Genomic DNA, 18,730 nt, shown 5'->3' with positions numbered 1-18,730 from the left:
CGCGCTGGCGCGCAGGGGGGCCAGCCCCCCTTGGCCACGTCGCGCCTGTGGCGGGGGCAATCGTGCCCCCCGGGGTATTTGCGGCAAGGTGAAAGGGGGCGGGCGGCGCAGATGCCCCGACGTTGCGGGGCGGCGGGGGGATTGGGGCCTTGACCCTGCGGGCACCGGCTGGCAGGCCGGGCCGACTTTGGGGACTTTCTGCATGTATCCTTATCTTCGCATGGGGCTGGAGCTCTATCTGGCCCGCCGCGGCCCGCGGCCTGACCCGCTGGCGCCGTGGATCAGCCATCATACCTGTCTGCCCTGGGATCTGGATCCCTGGCGCGAGCTGAACAATGGCCGCACGCTGACGCTGTTCGATCTGGGGCGCGTGCCCTTTGCCTATGCCTGCGGCATGAACGATGCGCTGCGGGCAGAAGGCTGGGGGATGACGGTTGCGGGCACATCTGTGCGGTATCGCCGGCGCATCCAGCTGTTCGACAAGGTGACGATGATCACCCGCGTTCTGGGGTGGGATGCGCGGTTCATCTATGTCGATCAGACGATGTGGAAGGGCCGCGAGTGCACGACCCAGGCGGTGCCGCGCCTGGCGACGGTCTCGGCCAGCGGGATCGTGCCGCCCGCGCAGTTGATGCAGCGGATGGGGGTGTCGCCGGTCAGCCCGCCGATGCCCGGCTGGCTGAGCGACTGGATCGCGGCCGATGCCGCCCGGCCCTGGCCGCCCGAGGCGGCGACGCTGCTGCCGCGCTGAGCGGGGGCTTTCCCAAGGGTCAGGGGACGGATCTGGCGCAAGGCCGGGCGGTTTCGGCCTGGGCCGGCCTTGGGAGGCCAGAGGGTGTCTGCCCCGCCTTGGCGGGGTGGCTGCGGGGGATGCGGTGACACTAAGCCGACATCGGGGGCTATGATGGTGCCAATTCCTGCGCATGGCTTTCCATATTCAAACATTACACCGGCCGGATGCTGGCCCGGCTCACGGGGCGTGCAAGGGAATGGGCCGCCCTTGGGTTGCTGCGAACACGCGGATTTGCGCGCGTGGGCTGCCGTCCCCCTTTCCCTGCTGGGTTCGCAGGGCTACAAGAACCCGCCCGCCGCTGAACGACTCGCGGGCATTCACGCTTGCACGGACAGGATCACCTCAGGATGTCGGTTTTCTCGGGCCTCTTTTCGTCGGACATGGCCATCGACCTCGGAACGGCGAATACGCTCGTCTACGTCAAGGGCCGGGGGATCATCCTGAATGAGCCGTCGGTGGTGGCCTATCACGTCAAGGACGGCAAGAAGCAGGTGCTGGCCGTGGGCGAGGATGCCAAGCTGATGCTGGGCCGCACGCCCGGCAGCATCGAGGCGATCCGCCCGATGCGCGATGGCGTCATCGCCGATTTCGACACGGCGGAAGAAATGATCAAGCATTTCATCCGCAAGGTTCACAAGCGCACGACCTTTTCCAAGCCCAAGATCATCGTCTGCGTGCCCCATGGGGCAACGCCGGTGGAAAAGCGGGCGATCCGCCAGTCGGTGCTGTCGGCCGGGGCGCGCCGCGCCGGGCTGATCGCGGAACCCATCGCGGCGGCGATCGGGGCGGGGATGCCGATCACCGATCCGACCGGCAGCATGGTGGTGGACATCGGCGGCGGTACGACCGAAGTGGCGGTGCTGTCCTTGGGCGATATCGTCTATGCCCGGTCCGTCCGGGTGGGCGGTGACCGGATGGACGAGGCGATCGTCAGCTATCTGCGCCGGCATCAGAACCTTCTGGTTGGCGAATCGACGGCCGAGCGGATCAAATGCACCATCGGCACGGCCCGGATGCCCGATGACGGGCGCGGTCAGTCGATGACCATCCGCGGGCGCGATCTGCTGAATGGCGTGCCCAAGGAAACCGAAATCAACCAGGCCCAGGTGGCCGAGGCTCTGGCCGAACCCGTCCAGCAGATCTGCGATGCGGTGATGCAGGCGCTGGAAGCCACGCCGCCCGATCTGGCGGCCGATATCGTGGACCGGGGCGTCATGCTGACCGGGGGCGGCGCGCTGCTGGGGGAACTTGACCTTGCGCTGCGCGAGCAGACGGGGCTGTCGATCTCGGTTGCGGATGAGTCACTCAATTGTGTGGCTCTGGGAACCGGCAAGGCGCTGGAATACGAAAAACAGCTCCGGCATGTGATAGACTACGACAGCTGAACGGGCCCCGCGCCCTGTCCTGAACGCAAGCAGAGGCGGCCTTGGCAAGGGACCGTGATCCAGAGCAATATTCCCGCCCGGTGCGCCGCATTCTGATCGGCGTGCTGGTCGTTGTGCTGCTGGGCGTCTTTCTGCTGTGGCGGATCGACAGCCCGCGGGTGGAACGTTTCCGCATGGCGCTGCTGGACCGGATCGTGCCCAGCATGGACTGGGCCATGGCGCCGATCACCTGGGGCGCCGGCGTGGTCGAGGGGTTTCAGTCCTACACCCGCGTCTATGAGCAAAATCAAGAGCTTCGCCGCGAGCTTCAGCAAATGAAGGCCTGGCGCGAGGCGGCGCTGCAGCTGGAACAGAAGAACGCCAAGCTGCTGGATCTCAATCAGGTGCGGCTGGACCCCAGGCTGACCCATGTGACGGGCGTCGTGCTGGCCGACAGTGGCAGCCCGTTCCGCCAGTCGGTCCTGCTGAACGTGGGTGAACGTGACGGGATTCGCGATGGCTGGGCCACGATGGACGGGCTGGGCGTTGTCGGGCGCATCTCGGGCGTCGGGCGCACGGTCAGCCGGGTGGTGCTGCTGACCGATGCCTCCAGCCGGGTCCCGGTGACGGTGCAGCCCTCCGGCCAGCGGGCGATCCTGTCGGGCGACAACTCGCCGCTGCCGCCGCTGGATTTTCTGGAAAAGTCCGATCTGGTGCGCCCGGGTGACCGGGTCGTCACCTCGGGTGATGGCGGAGTGTTCCCGGCGGGCCTGCTGGTGGGGCAGGTGGTGCAGGGGTCTGACCGCCGGTTGCGCGTCGCCCCGGCGGCCGATTACCTGCGGCTGGAATTCCTGCGCGTGCTGCGCAGCCACGAGGCCGAGCGGATCGACGATCCGGGCACGCTGATCCCCGCGCCCCCGCCGCAGGCGGCGGCCGCGAACGGGGGCGCCGATGGCTGAGGGTGCGCGCGACAATGTCTGGGTCTGGCGCGGGCTGTTCGTGCTGGCGGTGATGGTCATGCTGTTCCTGCGCATCCTGCCGCTGCGGTCCGAGGCGGGCAGCCTGCCGGGTCCCGATCTGCTGATGTGCCTGTGCTGCGCCTGGGTGCTGCGCCGGCCTGACCATCTGCCGGCGCTGCTGATCGCCGCTGTCGCGCTGGTCGAGGACATGTTGCTGATGCGCCCGCCGGGCCTGTGGGCGGCGCTGCTGGTGCTGGGCACCGAATTCCTGCGCAGCCGCGCCGCCTTTACCCGCGAGCTGACGCTGGTGTCGGAATGGGTCATGGTGTCGGTCGTGATGCTGGCGATGCTGCTGGCCTATCGCTTCATCCTGACGGTGACGATGCTGTCGCAGCCGGGGCTGGGGCTGACACTGGCACAGTTCGTGTTCTCGGTCATCGCCTATCCGTTCGTGGTGGGCGTTCTGCGCGTCGCCTTCGGTCTGCGCAAGCCCGCGACCGGCGAGGTGGACGCCCTGGGGAGGCGCCTATGAGACGCAGCGCCCGCGATACCGACGATGCCGCCCGCAAGGTCACGCGGCGCGCGCTGTTTCTGGGGGGCTGTCAGGCCGCCGTGGTCGCGGTGCTGGGTGCGCGTCTTCGCTACATGCAGGTCGAACAGGCCGATCAGTTTCGCCTGCTGGCCGAGGAAAACCGGGTCTCGATCCGCCTGATCCCGCCGGCGCGCGGGCAGATTTTCGACCGCGCCGGGGTTCTGGTCGCGGGGAACGAACAGAACTACCGGGTGTCGATCACCCGCGAGGATGCTGGCGATGTCGAGGCGGTGTTGCGCCGACTGGCCGAGGGCATTCCCCTGACCGAGGAAGACATCGAAAAGACCCTGCGCGAGGTCAAGCGGCGCAGCCCCTTTGTGCCGATCATCGTGGCCGAGCGGCTGAGCTGGGAACAGCTGAGCTGGGTGTCGGTCAACGCGCCCGCCCTGCCGGGGGTGCAGCCCGAGGTGGGCCTGAGCCGGGTCTATCCGCTGGACCAGGACTTTGCGCATTCGGTGGGCTATGTCGGCCCGGTGTCGGAAAGCGATCTGGCGCAGCTGGAAAATCCTGATCCGGTGTTGCAGATTCCCAAGTTCCAGATCGGCAAGGTCGGGATCGAGCGGCGGCTGGAAGATGCGCTGCGCGGCTCTGCCGGATCGCGGCGGATCGAGGTCAACGCCGCCGGCCGCGTGATGCGCGAGCTGGACCGGCGCGAAGGCGATGAAGGCGCGGATGTCGTCCTGACGCTGGATGCGGCGCTGCAGAACTATGCCCGCATCCGGCTGGGCGAGGAAAGCGCCAGCGCCGTGGTGATGGATGTGCAGACCGGCGATCTGGTCAGCGTGGTTTCGGCGCCCTCGTTCGATCCGAACCTGTTCGTGCGCGGCATCTCCAGCGCCGATTTCCGCGGCCTGATGGACAATGACCATCGCCCGCTGTCCAACAAATCGGTGTCGGGCGCCTATCCGCCCGGATCGACCTTCAAGATGGTCACGGCGCTGGCCGCGCTGGAGGCCGGCGTGATCACCCCGGAAACCACCGTGCGCTGCCCCGGCTATTACGAGGCCGGCGGGCGGCGGTTCCACTGCTGGAAACGCGGCGGGCATGGGGCGGTGAACCTCAACCGGAGCCTCTCGGAAAGCTGTGACGTCTATTACTATGACATTGCCCAGCGGGTCGGCATTGATGCGATTGCCGCGATGGCAGAGCGGCTGGGCCTGGGTGTGCGCCACGATCTGCCGATGTCCGCCGTTGCCGAAGGGCTGAATCCCAACAAGCAATGGAAGCGCGAGCGGCGCGGGCAGGACTGGCTGATCGGCGATACGATCAACGCTTCGATCGGCCAGGGCTATGTGCTGTCCTCGCCGGTGCAGCTTGCCGTGATGAGCGCGCGTCTGGCCACCGGGCTTGCGGTCCAGCCGCGTCTGGTCAAGGCGATCGGCGGGGCCGAGGTGCCGCTGACGCCCCCGCCGCCGCTGGGGGTCAAGCCGCAGAACCTGCGGGCGATCCAGCAGGGCATGTATTCGGTGACGAACATCCGCACCGGCACGGCCTATTCCTCGCGCTCGGACGACAAGGCGACGCTGATCGCCGGCAAGACCGGCACCAGCCAGGTGCGCAACATCACGGCGGCCGAACGCGCGCGCGGGGTGCTGCGCAACGATCAGCTGCCCTGGAACCGGCGCGACCATGCGCTGTACGTCGCCTATGCGCCGGCCGATGCGCCGCGCTATGCGGTGTCGGTGGTGGTGGAACACGGGGGCGGCGGATCGGGCGTGGCCGCCCCGATCGCGCGCGACATCCTGCTGTTCGCGCTGCATGGCGGCATTCCGCCGCTGTCCGCCTATCCGGCCGCACAGCGCAACCGCATCGAGACCCAGCACCGCACCATGCCGCTGCGCGATCCTGGCCAGCTGGCCGGAACGACGCGCACCCGGGCCTGAGGGGCAGCCATGAGCTATCTTGAATATTCCATCAAGCGCGTGCCGTCCGGCTTTCGCAAGCTGCTGCATATCAACTGGGCGCTGGCTGTCCTGCTGACGGCCATCGCCTCGGTCGGGTTCCTGATGCTGTATTCGGTGGCCGACGGGAATATCGAACGCTGGGCCGAGCCGCAGATGGAACGCTTCGGCTTTGGCATGGCCCTGATGCTGGCCATCGGTCTGGTGCCGATCTGGTTCTGGCGCAACATGGCGGGGGTGGCCTATGGCATCTCGCTGCTGCTGCTGATCGCGGTGGAAATAGTGGGCGATATCGGCATGGGCGCGCAGCGCTGGCTGGATCTGGGGGTGATGCGGTTGCAACCGTCCGAGCTGATGAAGATCGCCATGGTGATGATGCTGGCGGCCTATTACGACTGGCTGGACGTCAACAAGACCTCGCGCCCGTTCTGGGTGGCGGTGCCGGTTGTGCTGATCTTGCTGCCGACGTTTCTGGTGCTGCGCCAGCCCGATCTTGGCACCTCGCTGATGCTGGTGGGGTCGGGGGCGGCGGTGATGCTGGTGGCCGGGGTGCACTGGGCCTATTTCGCCAGCGTGATCGCGATGGGGGTGGGCGGCGTCGCCTCGGTGTTTCTAAGCCGGGGCACCGAATGGCAGGTGCTGCACGATTATCAATATCGGCGGATCGACACCTTTCTTGACCCCGGCTCCGACCCGCTGGGCGCCGGCTATCACATCAGTCAGGCCAAGATCGCGCTGGGATCGGGCGGCTGGGCCGGCAAGGGCTTCATGCAGGGCACGCAAAGCCGGCTGAACTTTCTGCCCGAAAAGCATACCGACTTCATCTTCAACACCCTGACCGAGGAATTCGGCTTCATCGGCGGGATCAGCCTGCTGACGCTCTATGCGCTGGTCATCGTGTTCTGCGTTGCCACCGCGATCCAGACCAAGGACCGCTTTGCCGCGCTGGTCACGCTGGGGATCGCGGCGACGTTCTTTTTGTATTTCGGCGTCAACATGGCGATGGTCATGGGGCTGGCGCCGGTCGTGGGCTCGCCCCTGCCACTGGTGTCCTATGGCGGCTCGGCCATGCTGGTGCTGATGATCGGCTTTGGCCTGGTGCAAAGCGCGAACGTGCACCGTCCGCGCTAGGCCGCCGCAGCGGCCATCGGGCGGCTCTCGCGCACGGGCAGGTGGACGATGGCGGAAAACGCGCCGACGCCGATGCCGATCCACCAGACCAGGGTATAATCGCCGGTGATGTCATACATCTTGCCGCCCAGCCAGACGCCCAGGAACCCGCCGATCTGGTGCGACAGGAAGATGAAGCCATAAAGCGTGCCCATGTAGCGCAGCCCGTAGAGATGCGCGACCAGCCCCGAGGTCAGCGGCACGGTGGCCAGCCACAGCCCGCCCATCACCAGCGAGAACAGCAGCACCGAGGCCGGGGTGATCGGCATCACGATGAACAGCACCGATGCCAGCGTGCGCAAGGTATAGATCCCCGCCAGCAGATATTTGCGGGTATAGCGCGCGCCCAGCCAGCCAGCGGTGATCGTGCCCACGATATTGGCCAGCCCGATCACCGCGATCGCGATGGCCCCAAGTGCCGAGGTGGTGGTGATCCCCAGCGCCGCCAGCATCCCGTTGGGCGCAGGCGCGCCGCACATTTCGGTCACCATGGCCGGGAAATGGGCGGTGATGAAGGCCAGCTGATAGCCGCAGGAAAAGAACCCCAGAAAGATCAGCGTATAGCTGGGGTCGCGGAAGGCGCGTTTCAGGACAGTGCCCAGGCTTTCTTCCAGCTCGGCCTTGCTGGCCATCGGGGTCGCCCGCAAAAAGGGCAGCGCGAACAGCGAGGCCAGGATCACGGCGGCGAAGATGAGGAACACGCCCTGCCAGGGGAAATAGCCCAGCAGGATTTCCGCAGCTGGCGCACCAAAGACCTGCCCGGCCGACCCGGCAGCCGTCGCGATGCCAAGCGCCATCGACCGATGCTCGGGGGCCGTTGCCCGCCCGACCACGGCCAGAATGACGCCAAAGCCGGTGCCGGCGATGCCGAAGCCGACCATCACCTCCAGGTTCTGCATGGCAAAGGGGGTGGTGGCAAAGGCCGTCAGCACCAGCCCGCCCGCATAGGCCAGCGCCCCCAGAATGATCGCCCGCCGGTCCCCGAACCGCTCTGCAATGGCGCCAAAGAACGGCTGGCCAAGGCCCCAGGCCAGGTTCTGGATGGCAATGGCCAACGAGAATTCCGACCGTGCCCAGCCAAATTCCTCGGCAATGGGGATCTGGAACACCCCGAACGAGGCGCGGATGGCAAAGCCGAACATCAGCACCACGCAACTGGCGATCAGCACCGGCGTGATCAGGGTGGCCTTGGACTGGGACATGGCAGGACTCCGGGAAGCGGGCGGCGAAGATGCGCCCGCCTCACGAAAGCGTCAAGGCCAGGCAATCAAAGGGCGTAGGCGCGCAGACGGTCGTAATGGGGCAGGGCGGTTTCGGCCAGCCGGGCATAGTCTTCCGGCAGATCGGGCAGCGGCCCTTCGGGATCCTCGAAGCCGGTGGATCGGTGAACGGCGCCATACCAATGCGGTGCCCAGACCCCGTCAAAGGGTTTGGGCCCGGCAGGCCAGCGCAGCATCCGGTCGGTGAGGGGAATGCCAAGCGCGGCGCACAGCCGGCCAAGGGCCCCGGCCGGATCGGCCCGAATGTCCGCGCTGTCGATCACCAGCGGCGCGCGGCCCATCCAGCCGGCCACCTCGTCGAACAGCTCGGCCTGCTGGACAAAGCCAATGTCGGCCAGCGTCGGCCCCTCGCGCTTTTTGGCATAAGAGGCGACGACCCGCGCCGGATGGCGGATCAGGAACACATTGGTGCAGGCCCGCATGAAGCCGCGATCAAAGGCGGGGATCATGTGCAGCGTCATGTGCTTTTGGTAGAAAAGCGGCGCTCCCCCGGCTGGCGGCGCCGCGCAACTCGCAGCCACGCGGGCCGGATTGACCTCATGCGCCGCGATGATCTCATCGCACATCGGGTGGTCGATGCCGGTGGCCGAAAGGTAGGCGGCATAGAACGGCTCGTCCCAGACCGCACAGTCGCCGCGCGCGGCAAAGGCATACATCATGGCGGTCGAGAGGTTCCGGGGGCCGGACCACATGGCGATGTTCATGGGGGTGTCTCTGGCTTGTGGCCGGGGAGCCGGGGGTTTTGCACCCCCGGACCCCCGCAGGATATTTGTGGACAGATGAAGCTGCAGCGGTTCATCTGCCAGTTAGCCGCTATCCGGATCAGCGTGCAAGCCGATCGGCGCAACACCTCAGTCCTGTGCGCGGCGCCCCCCTTTCATCTGTCCCAAAATATCCCGGGGCAGGCGCAACTGTGCCAGCCGCGTGACGGCTGCCAGGGGCAGAGCCCCTCGCGCTGTCGGTCGCCACAGGCGTCAGAGGCTTGCGGCAAGCCGGGCGGCCTGATCAATGGCGCGTTTGGCATCAAGCTCGGCCGCCACATTGGCGCCGCCGATGACATGGGGGGTGATCCCGGCCGCGATCAGGGCATCGGCCAGATCGCGGCGCGGCTCCTGCCCGGTGCACAGAACGATCGTATCAGCGGCCAGAAGTTCGGGGCCCTGGGCGGTGTCAACCTCGATCCCCTCGGGGGTGATGCGGCGGTAGGTCATGCCGCCGCGCATGTCCACCTGCTTCATCTGCAGGCTGGCGCGGTGGATCCAGCCGGTGGTCTTGCCCAGATGGCGGCCGGGCTTTTCGGCCTTGCGCTGGATCAGGGTGACCTTGCGGGCAGGCGGTTCGGGGTGCGGCCCCTCGGGCGCAAGGCCGCCGCGCGCCTCGGCCGGGTCGGCCACGCCCCATTCGCGCTGCCAGAGTGGCAGATCCTCGGTCGGGCTGGTGCCCTGGTGGACGAGGTATTCGGCGACATCAAAGCCGATCCCGCCTGCGCCGATCACCACGGCGCGGGGGCCGACGGGGGCGCCTTGCAGCACATCGACATAGCCCAGCACATGGGCGCCGGGATCGGTGGGGATGGCAGGATCGCGCGGGGTGACGCCGGTGGCGATGACCACCTCGTCAAAGGGTTTCAGCGTCTCGACGGTGGCGGGGGTGTTCAGGCGCAGATCGACGCCGCTGGTGTCCAGCATGGTGGCGAACCAGTCGATCAGGCCGTGGAATTCCTCCTTGCCCGGCACCTGCCTGGCCAGGTTCAGCTGGCCGCCGACCTGCGGGGCGGCTTCGAACAGCGTGACCTTGTGCCCGCGCTGGGCCGCCGTGATCGCCGTCATCATCCCGGCAGGTCCCGCGCCGACCACCGCAACCGTCTTGGGCTTGGCCGCAGGCGGGTAGTCCAGTTCCGTCTCTGAACAGGCGCGCGGGTTCACAAGGCAGCTGGTCAGCCGGCCCGAGAAGGTATGATCCAGGCAGGCCTGATTGCAGGCGATGCAGGGGGCGATCTGGCGCGCCCGCCCGCTGGCCGCCTTGGCGACGAAATCGGGATCGGCCAGGAACGGGCGCGCCATGGAAACCATGTCGGCGCAGCCTTCGGCCAGAACGCTTTCCGCCACCTCGGGCGTGTTGATCCGGTTCGAGGTGATGACCGGGATCCCCACCTCGGGCCGCAGCCGTCCGGTCAGCCAGGCAAAGGCCCGGCGGGGCACCGAGGTGGCGATGGTCGGCACCCGCGCCTCGTGCCAGCCGATCCCGGTGTTGAGCATGCTCGCGCCCGCCCCCTCGATGGCCTTGGCCAGCTGGACCACCTCGGGCCAGGTCGATCCGTCGGGCACCAGGTCGATCAGCGAGATGCGGTAGATCAGGATGAAATCCTGCCCGACCGCCTGACGCACGCGGCGCACCACCTCGACCGGCAGGCGGATGCGGTTCTCAAAGGCGCCGCCCCAGCGGTCCTCGCGCCGGTTGGTGTGGCGCACGATGAACTGGTTGAGGAAATAGCCCTCGGACCCCATCACCTCGACGCCGTCATAGCCCGCCTCGCGCGCGCGGCTGGCGGCGGTGACGATATCGGCGATCTGCTTTTCGATCCCCGCCTCGTCCAGCTCGCGCGGGGGGAAGGGCGAGATGGGCGACTTGATCGCGCTGGCCGAGACGCAATCCTTGCCATAGGCATAGCGGCCCGCGTGCAGGATCTGCATGGCGATCCGCCCGCCGCCGTCGTGCACCCGGTCGGTGACGATGCGGTGGTTGGCAATGTCCTGCGGGGTGTAAAGCCCCGCGGCACCGGGAAACACGCCGCCTTCGCGGTTCGGGGCCATGCCGCCCGTCACCATCAGCGCAACCCCGCCCCGCGCGCGGGTGGCGTAGAATTCCGCGACCCGGTTCCAGTCGCCGGTTTCTTCCAGCCCGGTGTGCATGGACCCCATGAGGGCGCGATTGGGCAGCACGACATGGCCAAGGTCGAGCGGCGCAAGAAGATTCGGATACTGGCTCATGGCTGGTTCCTCCCTGTTGCGGGCAGGATGCGTCAGCCGGATGGGCTTGTCATCAGCGCCGGATCGCTGCCGTGGCGTCAGGGCCGGGCCGTGCCGCTGCGTCAGGGGCACGGCCCGGGCATGGCAGAGGGGCCGGGCGCCTAGTCGGTGACCTTCTTGACGAACTGCGACTTGAGGCCGATCTGCCCGATCCCGGGGATCTTGCAGTCGATGTCGTGATCGCCCTCGACCAGACGGATGCCGCGCACCTTGGTGCCGACCTTGATCACGCTGGACGAGCCCTTGAGCTTGAGATCCTTGATCACCGTGACCGTATCGCCATCGGCCAGAACATTGCCCACGCTGTCGCGCACCTCGGCGCCGGTCTCGGCCGTGCCGGGTGCCCATTCATGCCCGCATTCGGGGCAGACCAGCAGGGATCCTGCCTCATAGGTATAGGCAGAGCGGCATTCGGGGCACGGGGGCAGGGTCTGGCTCATGTGGGGCGTATAGCGGCTGGGCGCGTCGGGCGATAGGGGGGCGGCCCCCCTGCGGCAAGCTGTCCTGCGGCTGGTCGCCATGCGTGCGGGGGGATGGCCCGCCGCACCTTAGGGTTCTTTTAGCAATGGCACCCGGGGCTTGGCATTTTCTTAGCATGCCTGCGGGCAGGGCGGGCGCTAGATCCGCAGCACAGGGCGCCATTCCAGACGCCACCTGCCAGATGCCGCAATTCCCCCGGCCGTCCTGCCGCCTGCCCCGCGGGCGGCGCCGGCCCTGTCATGGATCGAGAAAATGATGACTTCACAGACGCTTGCCGTTTTTCCCCTTGCCGTTTTCGTCCTTGCCGCCGCATCCTTGGATGCAAGGGCCGAACCCGCCAAAGCCGATCTGGTGGCCCGCGGCGCCTATCTGGCCCGCATCATGGATTGTGCGGGCTGCCATATGCCGCGTGGCCCCGACGGGGCGCCGATCGTTGAAAAGGGCCTGTCGGGTGGCACGGTCGGGTTCGAGCTGCCAGGGATGGGCATCTTCTGGCCCAGCAACCTGACGCCGCATGAAACCGGGATCGGCAGCTGGACCGAGGCCGAGATCGCCACCGCCCTGACCACGGGCGTGCGCCCCGATGGGCGCGTCCTGGTGCCGGTCATGCCCTGGCCCGGATATGCCAGCCTGAGCAAGGACGATCTGGACGCGCTGGTCGCCTGGCTGCGCGCGGCCCCGCCGGTTGAGAATATGGTGCCGGGGCCGGTCGGACCGGGCACCCCCGCGCCTGCGCCGTTCTACCGCGTGACTGCGCCGGGGAACTGACGCGCCCGGCCAGGGCCCTGTGCCCCTGTGGGGCCCAGGGTCGCCCCGATGGTCAAGGGGCCCGCCTTGGGCGCATGTCCAAGAGGCTGCCGGTCAGGCGGGCCGATCCCCAAGGATGTCGCCCGACAGCTCGGGCCGCCCGTCCAGCACCAGACGGATCCGCCCGCGCCCGGCCGAGACCAGCCGGATGGGGGCGGATTTTTCCTCGAGCCGGCGGCGCAGCAGGATCAGCCGGGTTTCCAGATTGTCGCGGTATCCCGGCAGGCGCAGGGCGGGGGCCAGCCGGATTTCGCGGTTGGTGAACTCGTCGCGCTGTTCGGTCAGGTGACGCTGGATCAGATAGGCCAGGATGCGCCCTGCAACGCCCTTGATCATGTAGGCATCATCGACAAAGACGCTGTCGTCATAGGCATGGCAGCGCACCCGGATGATGCGGCTGTCCGCAGGCACCGGCGCGGACGGCGTGCGCGCCCTCGAAGGTGCGGCGGACCGGCCCTCGGCAAGGCGCACGGCCGTTGCCAGCAGCCGGGCAAGGATCACCGCCGCCGCCTCTTCGTGCCGACCAAAGGCAAGGCGGCGCCGCGATTCCAGAAACAGAACCCCGACAAGCTCGGAGCCGGCCCGCAGGGGAACCGCCATCTGGCTCAGCGCGCCGGCAAGGCCGGGCAGCTGGATGCGCCGGCTGCGGTCCTCGGGCTCGCGGCTGGCCTCGATGGCGGCGCCCAGCCGGCGCACGCGGCCCAGATCGCCGACGCGCATCACATGGTTCATCGAGGCCGCAAGGCCGATCACCCCTTCGCCAAAGGGCACATCCGCCCCGGCGCCGCCCTGATCATAGCCTCGGCCCAGAACCGCGACCAGCGCATCGCGGGGATGATCGCGCATCAGCACCATCGCGCCATCGGCGCCGATCAGCGTGGTCGCGGCATCCAGCGCGGCATCATAGGCCGCCGCCACATCGGGGGCGGCGCCAATCGCCTCGGCGGCACGGGCAAAGCCTGGCAGATCCACCGCAGGCGGGGGCGCATCTGCATCGGGGGCCAGCGTCGGCGTGGCCGTGATGGACAGCACCCGAAACACGTCGACGCCCTTCAGGCGCATCGGCAGCCCCATGCCGACCTGCGCCGAACTGGCGGCCAGCTGCGCCGCGACCAGATCGAACAGGGGCCCTTCGGTCCGGGAATGGGCGAACAGGGTCTCCAGCCGGAACTGCGCGCCGGTCCGGCCATCCACCAGAAGGATCGTGGCACAGGGGTTGCGGCGAAGGTTCTCGGCCGTCTTGCCGAAGAACTGGTTCGACAGGGCGATGTGATCGTCATCGACCCGCACCACATGCGACAGATAGGAAATGTTCGGTTCGGCATCGGCGCCGGCTGTGGCGATCACGGCGGGGATCACGCCTTCGAAACAGGTGTCCAGATCGGACAAGCGGATCATGTCATCCCCCCAAGGCGCTGCCCGGCGCGCGGGCCGGGTGTCTGCACAAAGACCGCGTCGGGGATCAGCGACACGACGACCAGATCGCGGGTGGCCTGCCAATGTTCGACCAGACCAGGCGCCACGCCCAGATCCATCAGGGCGGCCAGCGTATCGCGGCAATAGGCGCGGGCGATCGCGGCTTCGGCCTCGGCGGCGGCGCGCAGGCTGGCGCGGCCCTTGACCTGATAGGTCTCGTAATCCGACGGGCGCGAGAAGGTGGCCGCCGCGCGGCCCGTGGCGCGAATGTTGGCGATGGTCGCAGGCCATTGCCAGCCCGAGACCAGCAGCTCGACCCCGCGCGCATCCGGGGTGACGCTTACGCCGACGCCCCGCCCGATCTCGGGCCGTGCGGCCGGGTCGACCGTGCCAAGGATGATCATGACGGGCCGTTGCAGGAACCGGACAAGCGATGCGTCCACGTGGGTATCCCCCGATGTCGATGCGCCATCCTTAGCAGGATTTTAGCCGAAGTCCCGCCCGGTTAGCAGCCATTTAGCAAGCCTGACGCGCCGCGCCGCGCCATCAAGGCGCATCATCTGCAACGGAGAGCTTCATGACCATCGCATCCCCTGTCAACTTGCGCATTGCCATCATCGGCGCCGGACCCGCCGGCCTTGTCACCGCCCGCTGGCTGCGCGCCCGCGGCATGGCGCCAGTGATCTTCGAGGCGTCGGACGATCTGGGCGGCCAGTGGAACCCGAACGGGGGGCACAGCGCCACCTGGCCGGGCATGGTGACCAACACCAGCCGCATCATGACCGCCTTTTCGGACATGGATCACATGCCCGGCACCCCGACCTATCCCAGCCGCGAGGATATGCACGCCTATCTTGGCCGCTATGCCGACCGCTTCGGCCTGCGCCATGCGATCCGGTTCGGCGCCCGGGTGGATCGGCTGGCCGCCGCGCCGCGGGGGGGCTGGGTGATCCAGTCGGTCCGCAATGGCCAGGCCCAGGCCCAGACCTTTGACCGCGTGGTCATCGCCACCGGGCGGCACCAGAGCGGCGACATTCCTGCCGTTCCGGGCCTTGAGACCTTTGCCGGCAAGCTGGGGGTGAACCATTCCAGCCAGTATGCCGGCCCGGACCGGCTGCGCGATGCCTCGGTGCTGGTCGCGGGGTGTTCGATCAGCGCGCTGGAAATCGCCGTGCAGCTGGCCGGGGCGGGGGCGCGCGTGACCGTGGCCTATCGCCGTCAGCGCTATGTCCTGCCCAAGCTGATGGCGGGGGTGCCGACCGAACATGCCCTGTTCACGCGTGCCGCGGCCCTGGCTGGCGCGCGCCTGCCCATGGCCGAGGCCGGGGCGGCGCTGAAGGCGCAGGTGCTGAAGGCCTCGGGCTCGCCCGAGCAATATGGCGCCTTTGCCCCCGATCCCGACATTTTCGCGGCCGGTGTGACCCAGTGCCAGGGGTTCCTGCCCGCCGTGGCCGAAGGGCGCATCGCCGTGCGGCCCTGGATTGCCGGTGTGCGGGGGCGCGAGGTGCGCTTTGCAGACGGCCGCGAGGACCGTTTCGACGGCATTTTCTTTGGCACCGGCTTCAGCCTGTCCTTGCCCTGGCTGGACCCCGAGATCGCCCGGACGATCGAGCTTGGCCCGCAAGGCATGACGCTGTTTGCGGACAGCTTTCACCCCGAACTTGCGGGTCTGGCCTTTGTCGGGCTTTACGATCTGGTCGGGCCCTATCTGCCGGTGCTGGAGCTTCAGGCGCGCTATGTCGCGGGCTGCTGGGGCGACGAAGGGGCGATGCCGACGCGCGCCGAGATGCAGGCGGGCCTGATCGAGGCGCGGGCTGCGCGCAATGGCCCGCCCGCGCGGCCGATGAACATGGTGGCACTGGGCTTTGCCCGCCGTGCCGGGGTCGAGCCGCGCACAGAGACGCGGCCCGAACTGGAACGCGCCTTGCTGTTCGGCCCGCTGTCGGCGGTGTCGTTCCGGCTGGACGGCCCCGACCCGCTGCCCGATGCAGCCCGGCGGACGCTGGGCGCGGCCTCGGCCTTTGGCGCGATCCGGGGCGGCGACTTCACCGCCGAGGAAGAGGCCCTGCTTGGTCTGCTGTTCCGCCCCGAGGCGTCCGCCCCGCGCCAGCTGGTCGAGGGCTGACCGCCCTGTGACACGGCCCGCCCCGGACCGGGGCGGGCTGACACACTGGCAGCGACGGGCGCGGCGATCCCGGATCTGGACGGTCTGGCCACCATTTCGCGCGTTTGCCGCAGCGTATTCCTGCAAGTGACGTTGATGGCCGGACGGCGCCGGATCCCCGCGCCCAAGACCACCACAGGGCTGACGCCGGGCCGCAAAGCGGCTATGGGCTGCGGACCAGACAGCCCAAGGTGCGCTTATGCCAGATGTCCTTCCCCCGCGCGCGCTGATGATCCAGGGCACTGGCTCGAATGTCGGCAAGTCGCTGCTGGTGGCGGGCCTGTGCCGCGCCGCACGGCTGCGCGGGCTGCGGGTGCTGCCGTTCAAGCCGCAGAACATGTCGAACAACGCCGCCGTCACCGCCGATGGCGGAGAGATCGGCCGGGCTCAGGCGCTGCAGGCGCTGGCCTGTGGGGTCGAGCTGACGACCGACATGAACCCGGTGCTGCTCAAGCCCGAAACCGATACCGGCGCGCAGGTGATCGTGCAGGGGCGGCGGCTTGGCAGCTTTCAGGCCCGCGCCTACGGCACGCAAAAACCATTGCTGGCGGCGGCGGTGATGGACAGCTTCAACCGCCTGAAAGCGCAGGCCGATCTGGTGATCGTCGAAGGCGCCGGCAGCCCGGCCGAGGTCAATCTGCGCCACGGTGACATTGCCAACATGGGTTTTGCCTGCGCGGCCGGGGTGCCGGTGGTGCTGGCGGGGGACATCGACCGGGGCGGGGTGATCGCGCAGATCGTCGGCACCCAGGCAGTGCTGGACGCGCAGGACAATGCGATGATCGCAGGCTTTCTGATCAACCGCTTTCGCGGCGATCCGCGCCTGTTCGACGATGGCTACAGGATGATCGCGGACCGCACCGGCTGGCGCGGCTTTGGCGTGGTGCCCTGGTTCGACGATGCCCGCCTGTTGCCGGCCGAAGATGCGCTGGACCTGTCGGCCGCGGGCCGCGGGCCGGTCAAGATCGCCTGCCTTGCGCTGTCGCGTATCGCGAATTTCGACGATCTGGACCCGCTCAAGATGGAGCCGGGGCTGACCGTGCAGATGATCCTGCCCGGCCAGCCAATTCCGGGCGATGCCGATCTGGTGGTGATCCCCGGCACGAAATCGACGCGGGGCGATCTGGAATTTCTGCGCGCGCAGGGCTGGGACGGGGATCTGATCGCCCATCACCGGCGCGGCGGGCGCATCTTGGGGATTTGCGGCGGCTATCAGATGCTTGGGCGCAGCGTTGCCGATCCTGACGGGATCGAGGGCCCGCCGGGCACCACGCCGGGGTTGGGGCTGCTGGAGGTGGACACCGTGATGCGCCCGGACAAGCGGCTTGCGCGGGTCAGCGCGGTTCATGCCGCCAGCGGGCTGGCGGTATCCGGCTACGAGATCCACATCGGCGTGACCGAAGGGCCGGACCGCGCCCGCCCCTTTGCCCATGTCGAGGGTCGCCCCGAAGGCGCGCGATCCGCCGATGGGCGGGTCGAGGGCAGCTATCTGCATGGGTTGTTCGCGGAAGATGCCTTCCGTGCGGCCTGGCTGCGCGGCCTTGGCGCCGATGCGGGCGGCATCGCCTATGGTGCAGCGGTGGAGTCTACTCTGGACCGGCTGGCCGCACATCTGGAGGCGCATCTGGACGTCGGCGCCCTGCTGGCGCTGGCGCAGGCGCCGCGAGGGTGATCGCGGCGCCCCGCAGGGTCAGGCGCTTTTCAAAGAGGTCTCATGCTCGGCCAGCTTGCTGGCGTTCGAGATGGCATGGTCCAGCATTTCGGTGCCGCGCGGGCGGATCAGGAAGGTCTTGCGCACCGCCGCGCCCACCGAGATTTCGGGCTTTGGCAGCTTGTCGACGGCATAGATGTCGTCGAAATCATGCAGCAAGGTCGCGATCTGCGTCTCGATGACCCGCACGTCAGGGACGCGCATGTCGCCCAGGACCGCCACGAACACCCCGCCACCGGCATAAGAGATCAGCGCCTTGGACGATTTCAGCGCCGTCTCGATCGACACGCCCACATCATAGAGCATGTTCAGGAAGGCCACGCGCGAGGCCTGTTCAAAGATGCTGGCCGCATTGGTCACGCGGATCGCACAGACCGAGGCGCCATAGCTTTCCTTCATGCCAAGGCTGAGCAGATAGTTTTCCAGCGCGGAATATTCGATGATCCGGTCGAAGCCTTGCAGCATGATCCGGGTGTCCAGATCGAATTCCAGCTCTTCGGGCCGGATCGTGGTATCGGCGGCCTCGCTCATCAGGCCGATGCGCTGTTCCAGCAGCAGGTTGCGCGACTGCTCGCCGATCAGGCGCTCGACCATCTGCATCCGGGCGCGCAGCTCGATGGAATCGAGCGGCTTGGTCAGATAGTCAGACGCGCCGGCCGCGAAGGCATCGTCGATATACTGACGGTCCGTCATGGCCGTGACCATCAGGATCGGCACCCGCTTGTAGCCCGCAATGCTGCGGATCTTTCGGCACAGCTCGACCCCGTCCATCCCCGGCATGCGGATATCGAGCAAGATGCAGTCGAACGCCTCCTTGCTCATTTCCAGTTCCCGGAGCGCCTCTTTTGCCGAATAGACCGGGGTGACCTCGGCAAAGCCCTGTTCGTGCAGGGCAACCTCGAGCAGTTCGAGGAAGAGCGGCTCGTCATCGACAGCGAGAATTTTCATCGTACTACCCTTCGCCACTTTCCGCCTTTGTGTTCGCCTTGTCGGTTCATCCGCGACGCGGCAATTCAACCTTTTGGAAACCTTGTGTGGCGAACTTGGTCAAATATGGACGCGAA

The 18,730-nt window shown here is 67.8% G+C and carries 16 protein-coding genes; 9 read left to right on the top strand and 7 right to left on the bottom strand.

All coding sequences use genetic code 11. From position 1 onward, the window contains the following. The first annotated feature begins 202 nt into the window (after window positions 1–202). The 6 genes from G481_RS0119460 to rodA all read left to right on the top strand — a co-directional run bounded on the left by G481_RS0119460 (window position 203) and on the right by rodA (window position 6,740). The gene (locus tag G481_RS0119460) at window positions 203–751 is read left to right on the top strand and encodes an acyl-CoA thioesterase (protein WP_028031474.1); all 549 of its coding nucleotides are present in this window, start codon (window positions 203–205) and stop codon (window positions 749–751) included. A gap of 389 nt (window positions 752–1,140) precedes the next feature. Beyond that, window positions 1,141–2,178 carry a rod shape-determining protein gene (locus G481_RS0119455; protein ID WP_028031473.1) on the top strand — a complete coding sequence of 346 codons (1,038 nt, stop codon included), beginning with the start codon at window positions 1,141–1,143 and terminating at the stop codon, window positions 2,176–2,178. Between the two features lie 41 nt (window positions 2,179–2,219). Next, complete coding sequence (gene mreC, locus G481_RS0119450) at window positions 2,220–3,116, top strand: rod shape-determining protein MreC (protein WP_028031472.1); 897 nt, start codon at window positions 2,220–2,222, stop codon at window positions 3,114–3,116. After that, the gene (locus G481_RS0119445) at window positions 3,109–3,648 is read left to right on the top strand and encodes a hypothetical protein (RefSeq protein ID WP_028031471.1); all 540 of its coding nucleotides are present in this window, start codon (window positions 3,109–3,111) and stop codon (window positions 3,646–3,648) included. Before mreC ends, G481_RS0119445 begins: the two co-directional genes overlap by 8 nt. Continuing rightward, window positions 3,645–5,591 (top strand): penicillin-binding protein 2, encoded by a 1,947-nt coding sequence (mrdA, locus tag G481_RS0119440; RefSeq protein WP_028031470.1) that lies wholly within the window; start codon window positions 3,645–3,647, stop codon window positions 5,589–5,591. The genes G481_RS0119445 and mrdA overlap by 4 nt, the downstream gene beginning before the upstream one ends. Before the next feature lie 9 nt (window positions 5,592–5,600). After that, a complete protein-coding gene (gene rodA, locus G481_RS0119435) occupies window positions 5,601–6,740 on the top strand; it encodes a rod shape-determining protein RodA (RefSeq protein ID WP_028031469.1) in 1,140 nt (379 codons plus the stop codon). Here the strand turns inward: rodA and G481_RS0119430 are convergent. The 4 genes from G481_RS0119430 to G481_RS0119410 form a co-directional block, all read right to left on the bottom strand. Then, entirely contained in the window at window positions 6,737–7,981 is a 1,245-nt protein-coding gene (locus G481_RS0119430; RefSeq protein ID WP_028031468.1) for an MFS transporter, read from the bottom strand. The two genes, rodA and G481_RS0119430, sit on opposite strands and share 4 nt — an antisense overlap. A 65-nt stretch (window positions 7,982–8,046) precedes the next feature. Beyond that, window positions 8,047–8,763, bottom strand: coding sequence for a sulfotransferase-like domain-containing protein (locus G481_RS0119425; protein ID WP_154664697.1), 717 nt, complete (start codon window positions 8,761–8,763; stop codon window positions 8,047–8,049). A 270-nt stretch (window positions 8,764–9,033) separates the two neighbouring features. Further along, on the bottom strand, window positions 9,034–11,049 hold the full coding sequence (locus G481_RS0119420) for an FAD-dependent oxidoreductase (protein WP_028031466.1): 2,016 nt from the start codon (window positions 11,047–11,049) through the stop codon (window positions 9,034–9,036). A 140-nt stretch (window positions 11,050–11,189) separates the two neighbouring features. Continuing rightward, window positions 11,190–11,528, bottom strand: a complete 339-nt coding sequence (locus G481_RS0119410; protein ID WP_028031465.1) for a zinc ribbon domain-containing protein YjdM — start codon at window positions 11,526–11,528, stop codon at window positions 11,190–11,192. A gap of 292 nt (window positions 11,529–11,820) precedes the next feature. Between G481_RS0119410 and G481_RS0119405 the strand changes: the two genes are divergently transcribed. After that, window positions 11,821–12,336, top strand: coding sequence for a c-type cytochrome (locus G481_RS0119405; protein ID WP_028031464.1), 516 nt, complete (start codon window positions 11,821–11,823; stop codon window positions 12,334–12,336). Between the two features lie 93 nt (window positions 12,337–12,429). On the opposite strand, the gene G481_RS0119400 is transcribed toward G481_RS0119405, so the two are convergent. After that, entirely contained in the window at window positions 12,430–13,773 is a 1,344-nt protein-coding gene (locus tag G481_RS0119400) for a GAF domain-containing protein (protein WP_028031463.1), read from the bottom strand. Beyond that, complete coding sequence (locus tag G481_RS0119395) at window positions 13,770–14,234, bottom strand: pyridoxamine 5'-phosphate oxidase family protein (protein ID WP_028031462.1); 465 nt, start codon at window positions 14,232–14,234, stop codon at window positions 13,770–13,772. Before G481_RS0119395 ends, G481_RS0119400 begins: the two co-directional genes overlap by 4 nt. A 134-nt stretch (window positions 14,235–14,368) precedes the next feature. Between G481_RS0119395 and G481_RS0119390 the strand changes: the two genes are divergently transcribed. Both G481_RS0119390 and G481_RS0119385 read left to right on the top strand, forming a co-directional pair. After that, on the top strand, window positions 14,369–15,916 hold the full coding sequence (locus tag G481_RS0119390) for a flavin-containing monooxygenase (RefSeq protein WP_028031461.1): 1,548 nt from the start codon (window positions 14,369–14,371) through the stop codon (window positions 15,914–15,916). A 238-nt stretch (window positions 15,917–16,154) separates the two neighbouring features. Beyond that, entirely contained in the window at window positions 16,155–17,627 is a 1,473-nt protein-coding gene (locus G481_RS0119385) for a cobyric acid synthase (protein WP_028031460.1), read from the top strand. A gap of 18 nt (window positions 17,628–17,645) precedes the next feature. Here the strand turns inward: G481_RS0119385 and G481_RS24675 are convergent, their stop codons facing one another. After that, entirely contained in the window at window positions 17,646–18,614 is a 969-nt protein-coding gene (locus G481_RS24675; protein ID WP_051294666.1) for a response regulator, read from the bottom strand. Between the last annotated feature and the right edge of the window lie 116 nt (window positions 18,615–18,730).

Origin of the sequence: Gemmobacter nectariphilus DSM 15620 (genome assembly GCF_000429765.1) — a bacterium.
GTDB classification, from domain to species: domain Bacteria; phylum Pseudomonadota; class Alphaproteobacteria; order Rhodobacterales; family Rhodobacteraceae; genus Wagnerdoeblera; species Wagnerdoeblera nectariphila.
The sequence above is the reverse complement of the archived record's forward strand: the minus strand, read 5'-3'. Positions and strand labels throughout refer to the sequence as shown.

Bases quoted from the DNA above. Each gene is read 5' to 3' on its own strand.
- G481_RS0119420 (WP_028031466.1), bottom strand. From the start codon at position 11,049: ATGAGCCAGTATCCGAATCTTCTTGCGCCGCTCGACCTTGGCCATGTC.
- G481_RS0119405 (WP_028031464.1), top strand. From the start codon at position 11,821: ATGATGACTTCACAGACGCTTGCCGTTTTTCCCCTTGCCGTTTTCGTC.
- mrdA (WP_028031470.1), top strand. From the start codon at position 3,645: ATGAGACGCAGCGCCCGCGATACCGACGATGCCGCCCGCAAGGTCACG.
- G481_RS0119455 (WP_028031473.1), top strand. From the start codon at position 1,141: ATGTCGGTTTTCTCGGGCCTCTTTTCGTCGGACATGGCCATCGACCTC.
- G481_RS0119410 (WP_028031465.1), bottom strand. From the start codon at position 11,528: ATGAGCCAGACCCTGCCCCCGTGCCCCGAATGCCGCTCTGCCTATACC.
- G481_RS0119430 (WP_028031468.1), bottom strand. From the start codon at position 7,981: ATGTCCCAGTCCAAGGCCACCCTGATCACGCCGGTGCTGATCGCCAGT.
- G481_RS0119390 (WP_028031461.1), top strand. From the start codon at position 14,369: ATGACCATCGCATCCCCTGTCAACTTGCGCATTGCCATCATCGGCGCC.
- rodA (WP_028031469.1), top strand. From the start codon at position 5,601: ATGAGCTATCTTGAATATTCCATCAAGCGCGTGCCGTCCGGCTTTCGC.
- G481_RS0119445 (WP_028031471.1), top strand. From the start codon at position 3,109: ATGGCTGAGGGTGCGCGCGACAATGTCTGGGTCTGGCGCGGGCTGTTC.
- G481_RS0119425 (WP_154664697.1), bottom strand. From the start codon at position 8,763: ATGAACATCGCCATGTGGTCCGGCCCCCGGAACCTCTCGACCGCCATG.
- G481_RS0119400 (WP_028031463.1), bottom strand. From the start codon at position 13,773: ATGATCCGCTTGTCCGATCTGGACACCTGTTTCGAAGGCGTGATCCCC.
- G481_RS0119460 (WP_028031474.1), top strand. From the start codon at position 203: ATGTATCCTTATCTTCGCATGGGGCTGGAGCTCTATCTGGCCCGCCGC.
- G481_RS0119385 (WP_028031460.1), top strand. From the start codon at position 16,155: ATGCCAGATGTCCTTCCCCCGCGCGCGCTGATGATCCAGGGCACTGGC.
- G481_RS24675 (WP_051294666.1), bottom strand. From the start codon at position 18,614: ATGAAAATTCTCGCTGTCGATGACGAGCCGCTCTTCCTCGAACTGCTC.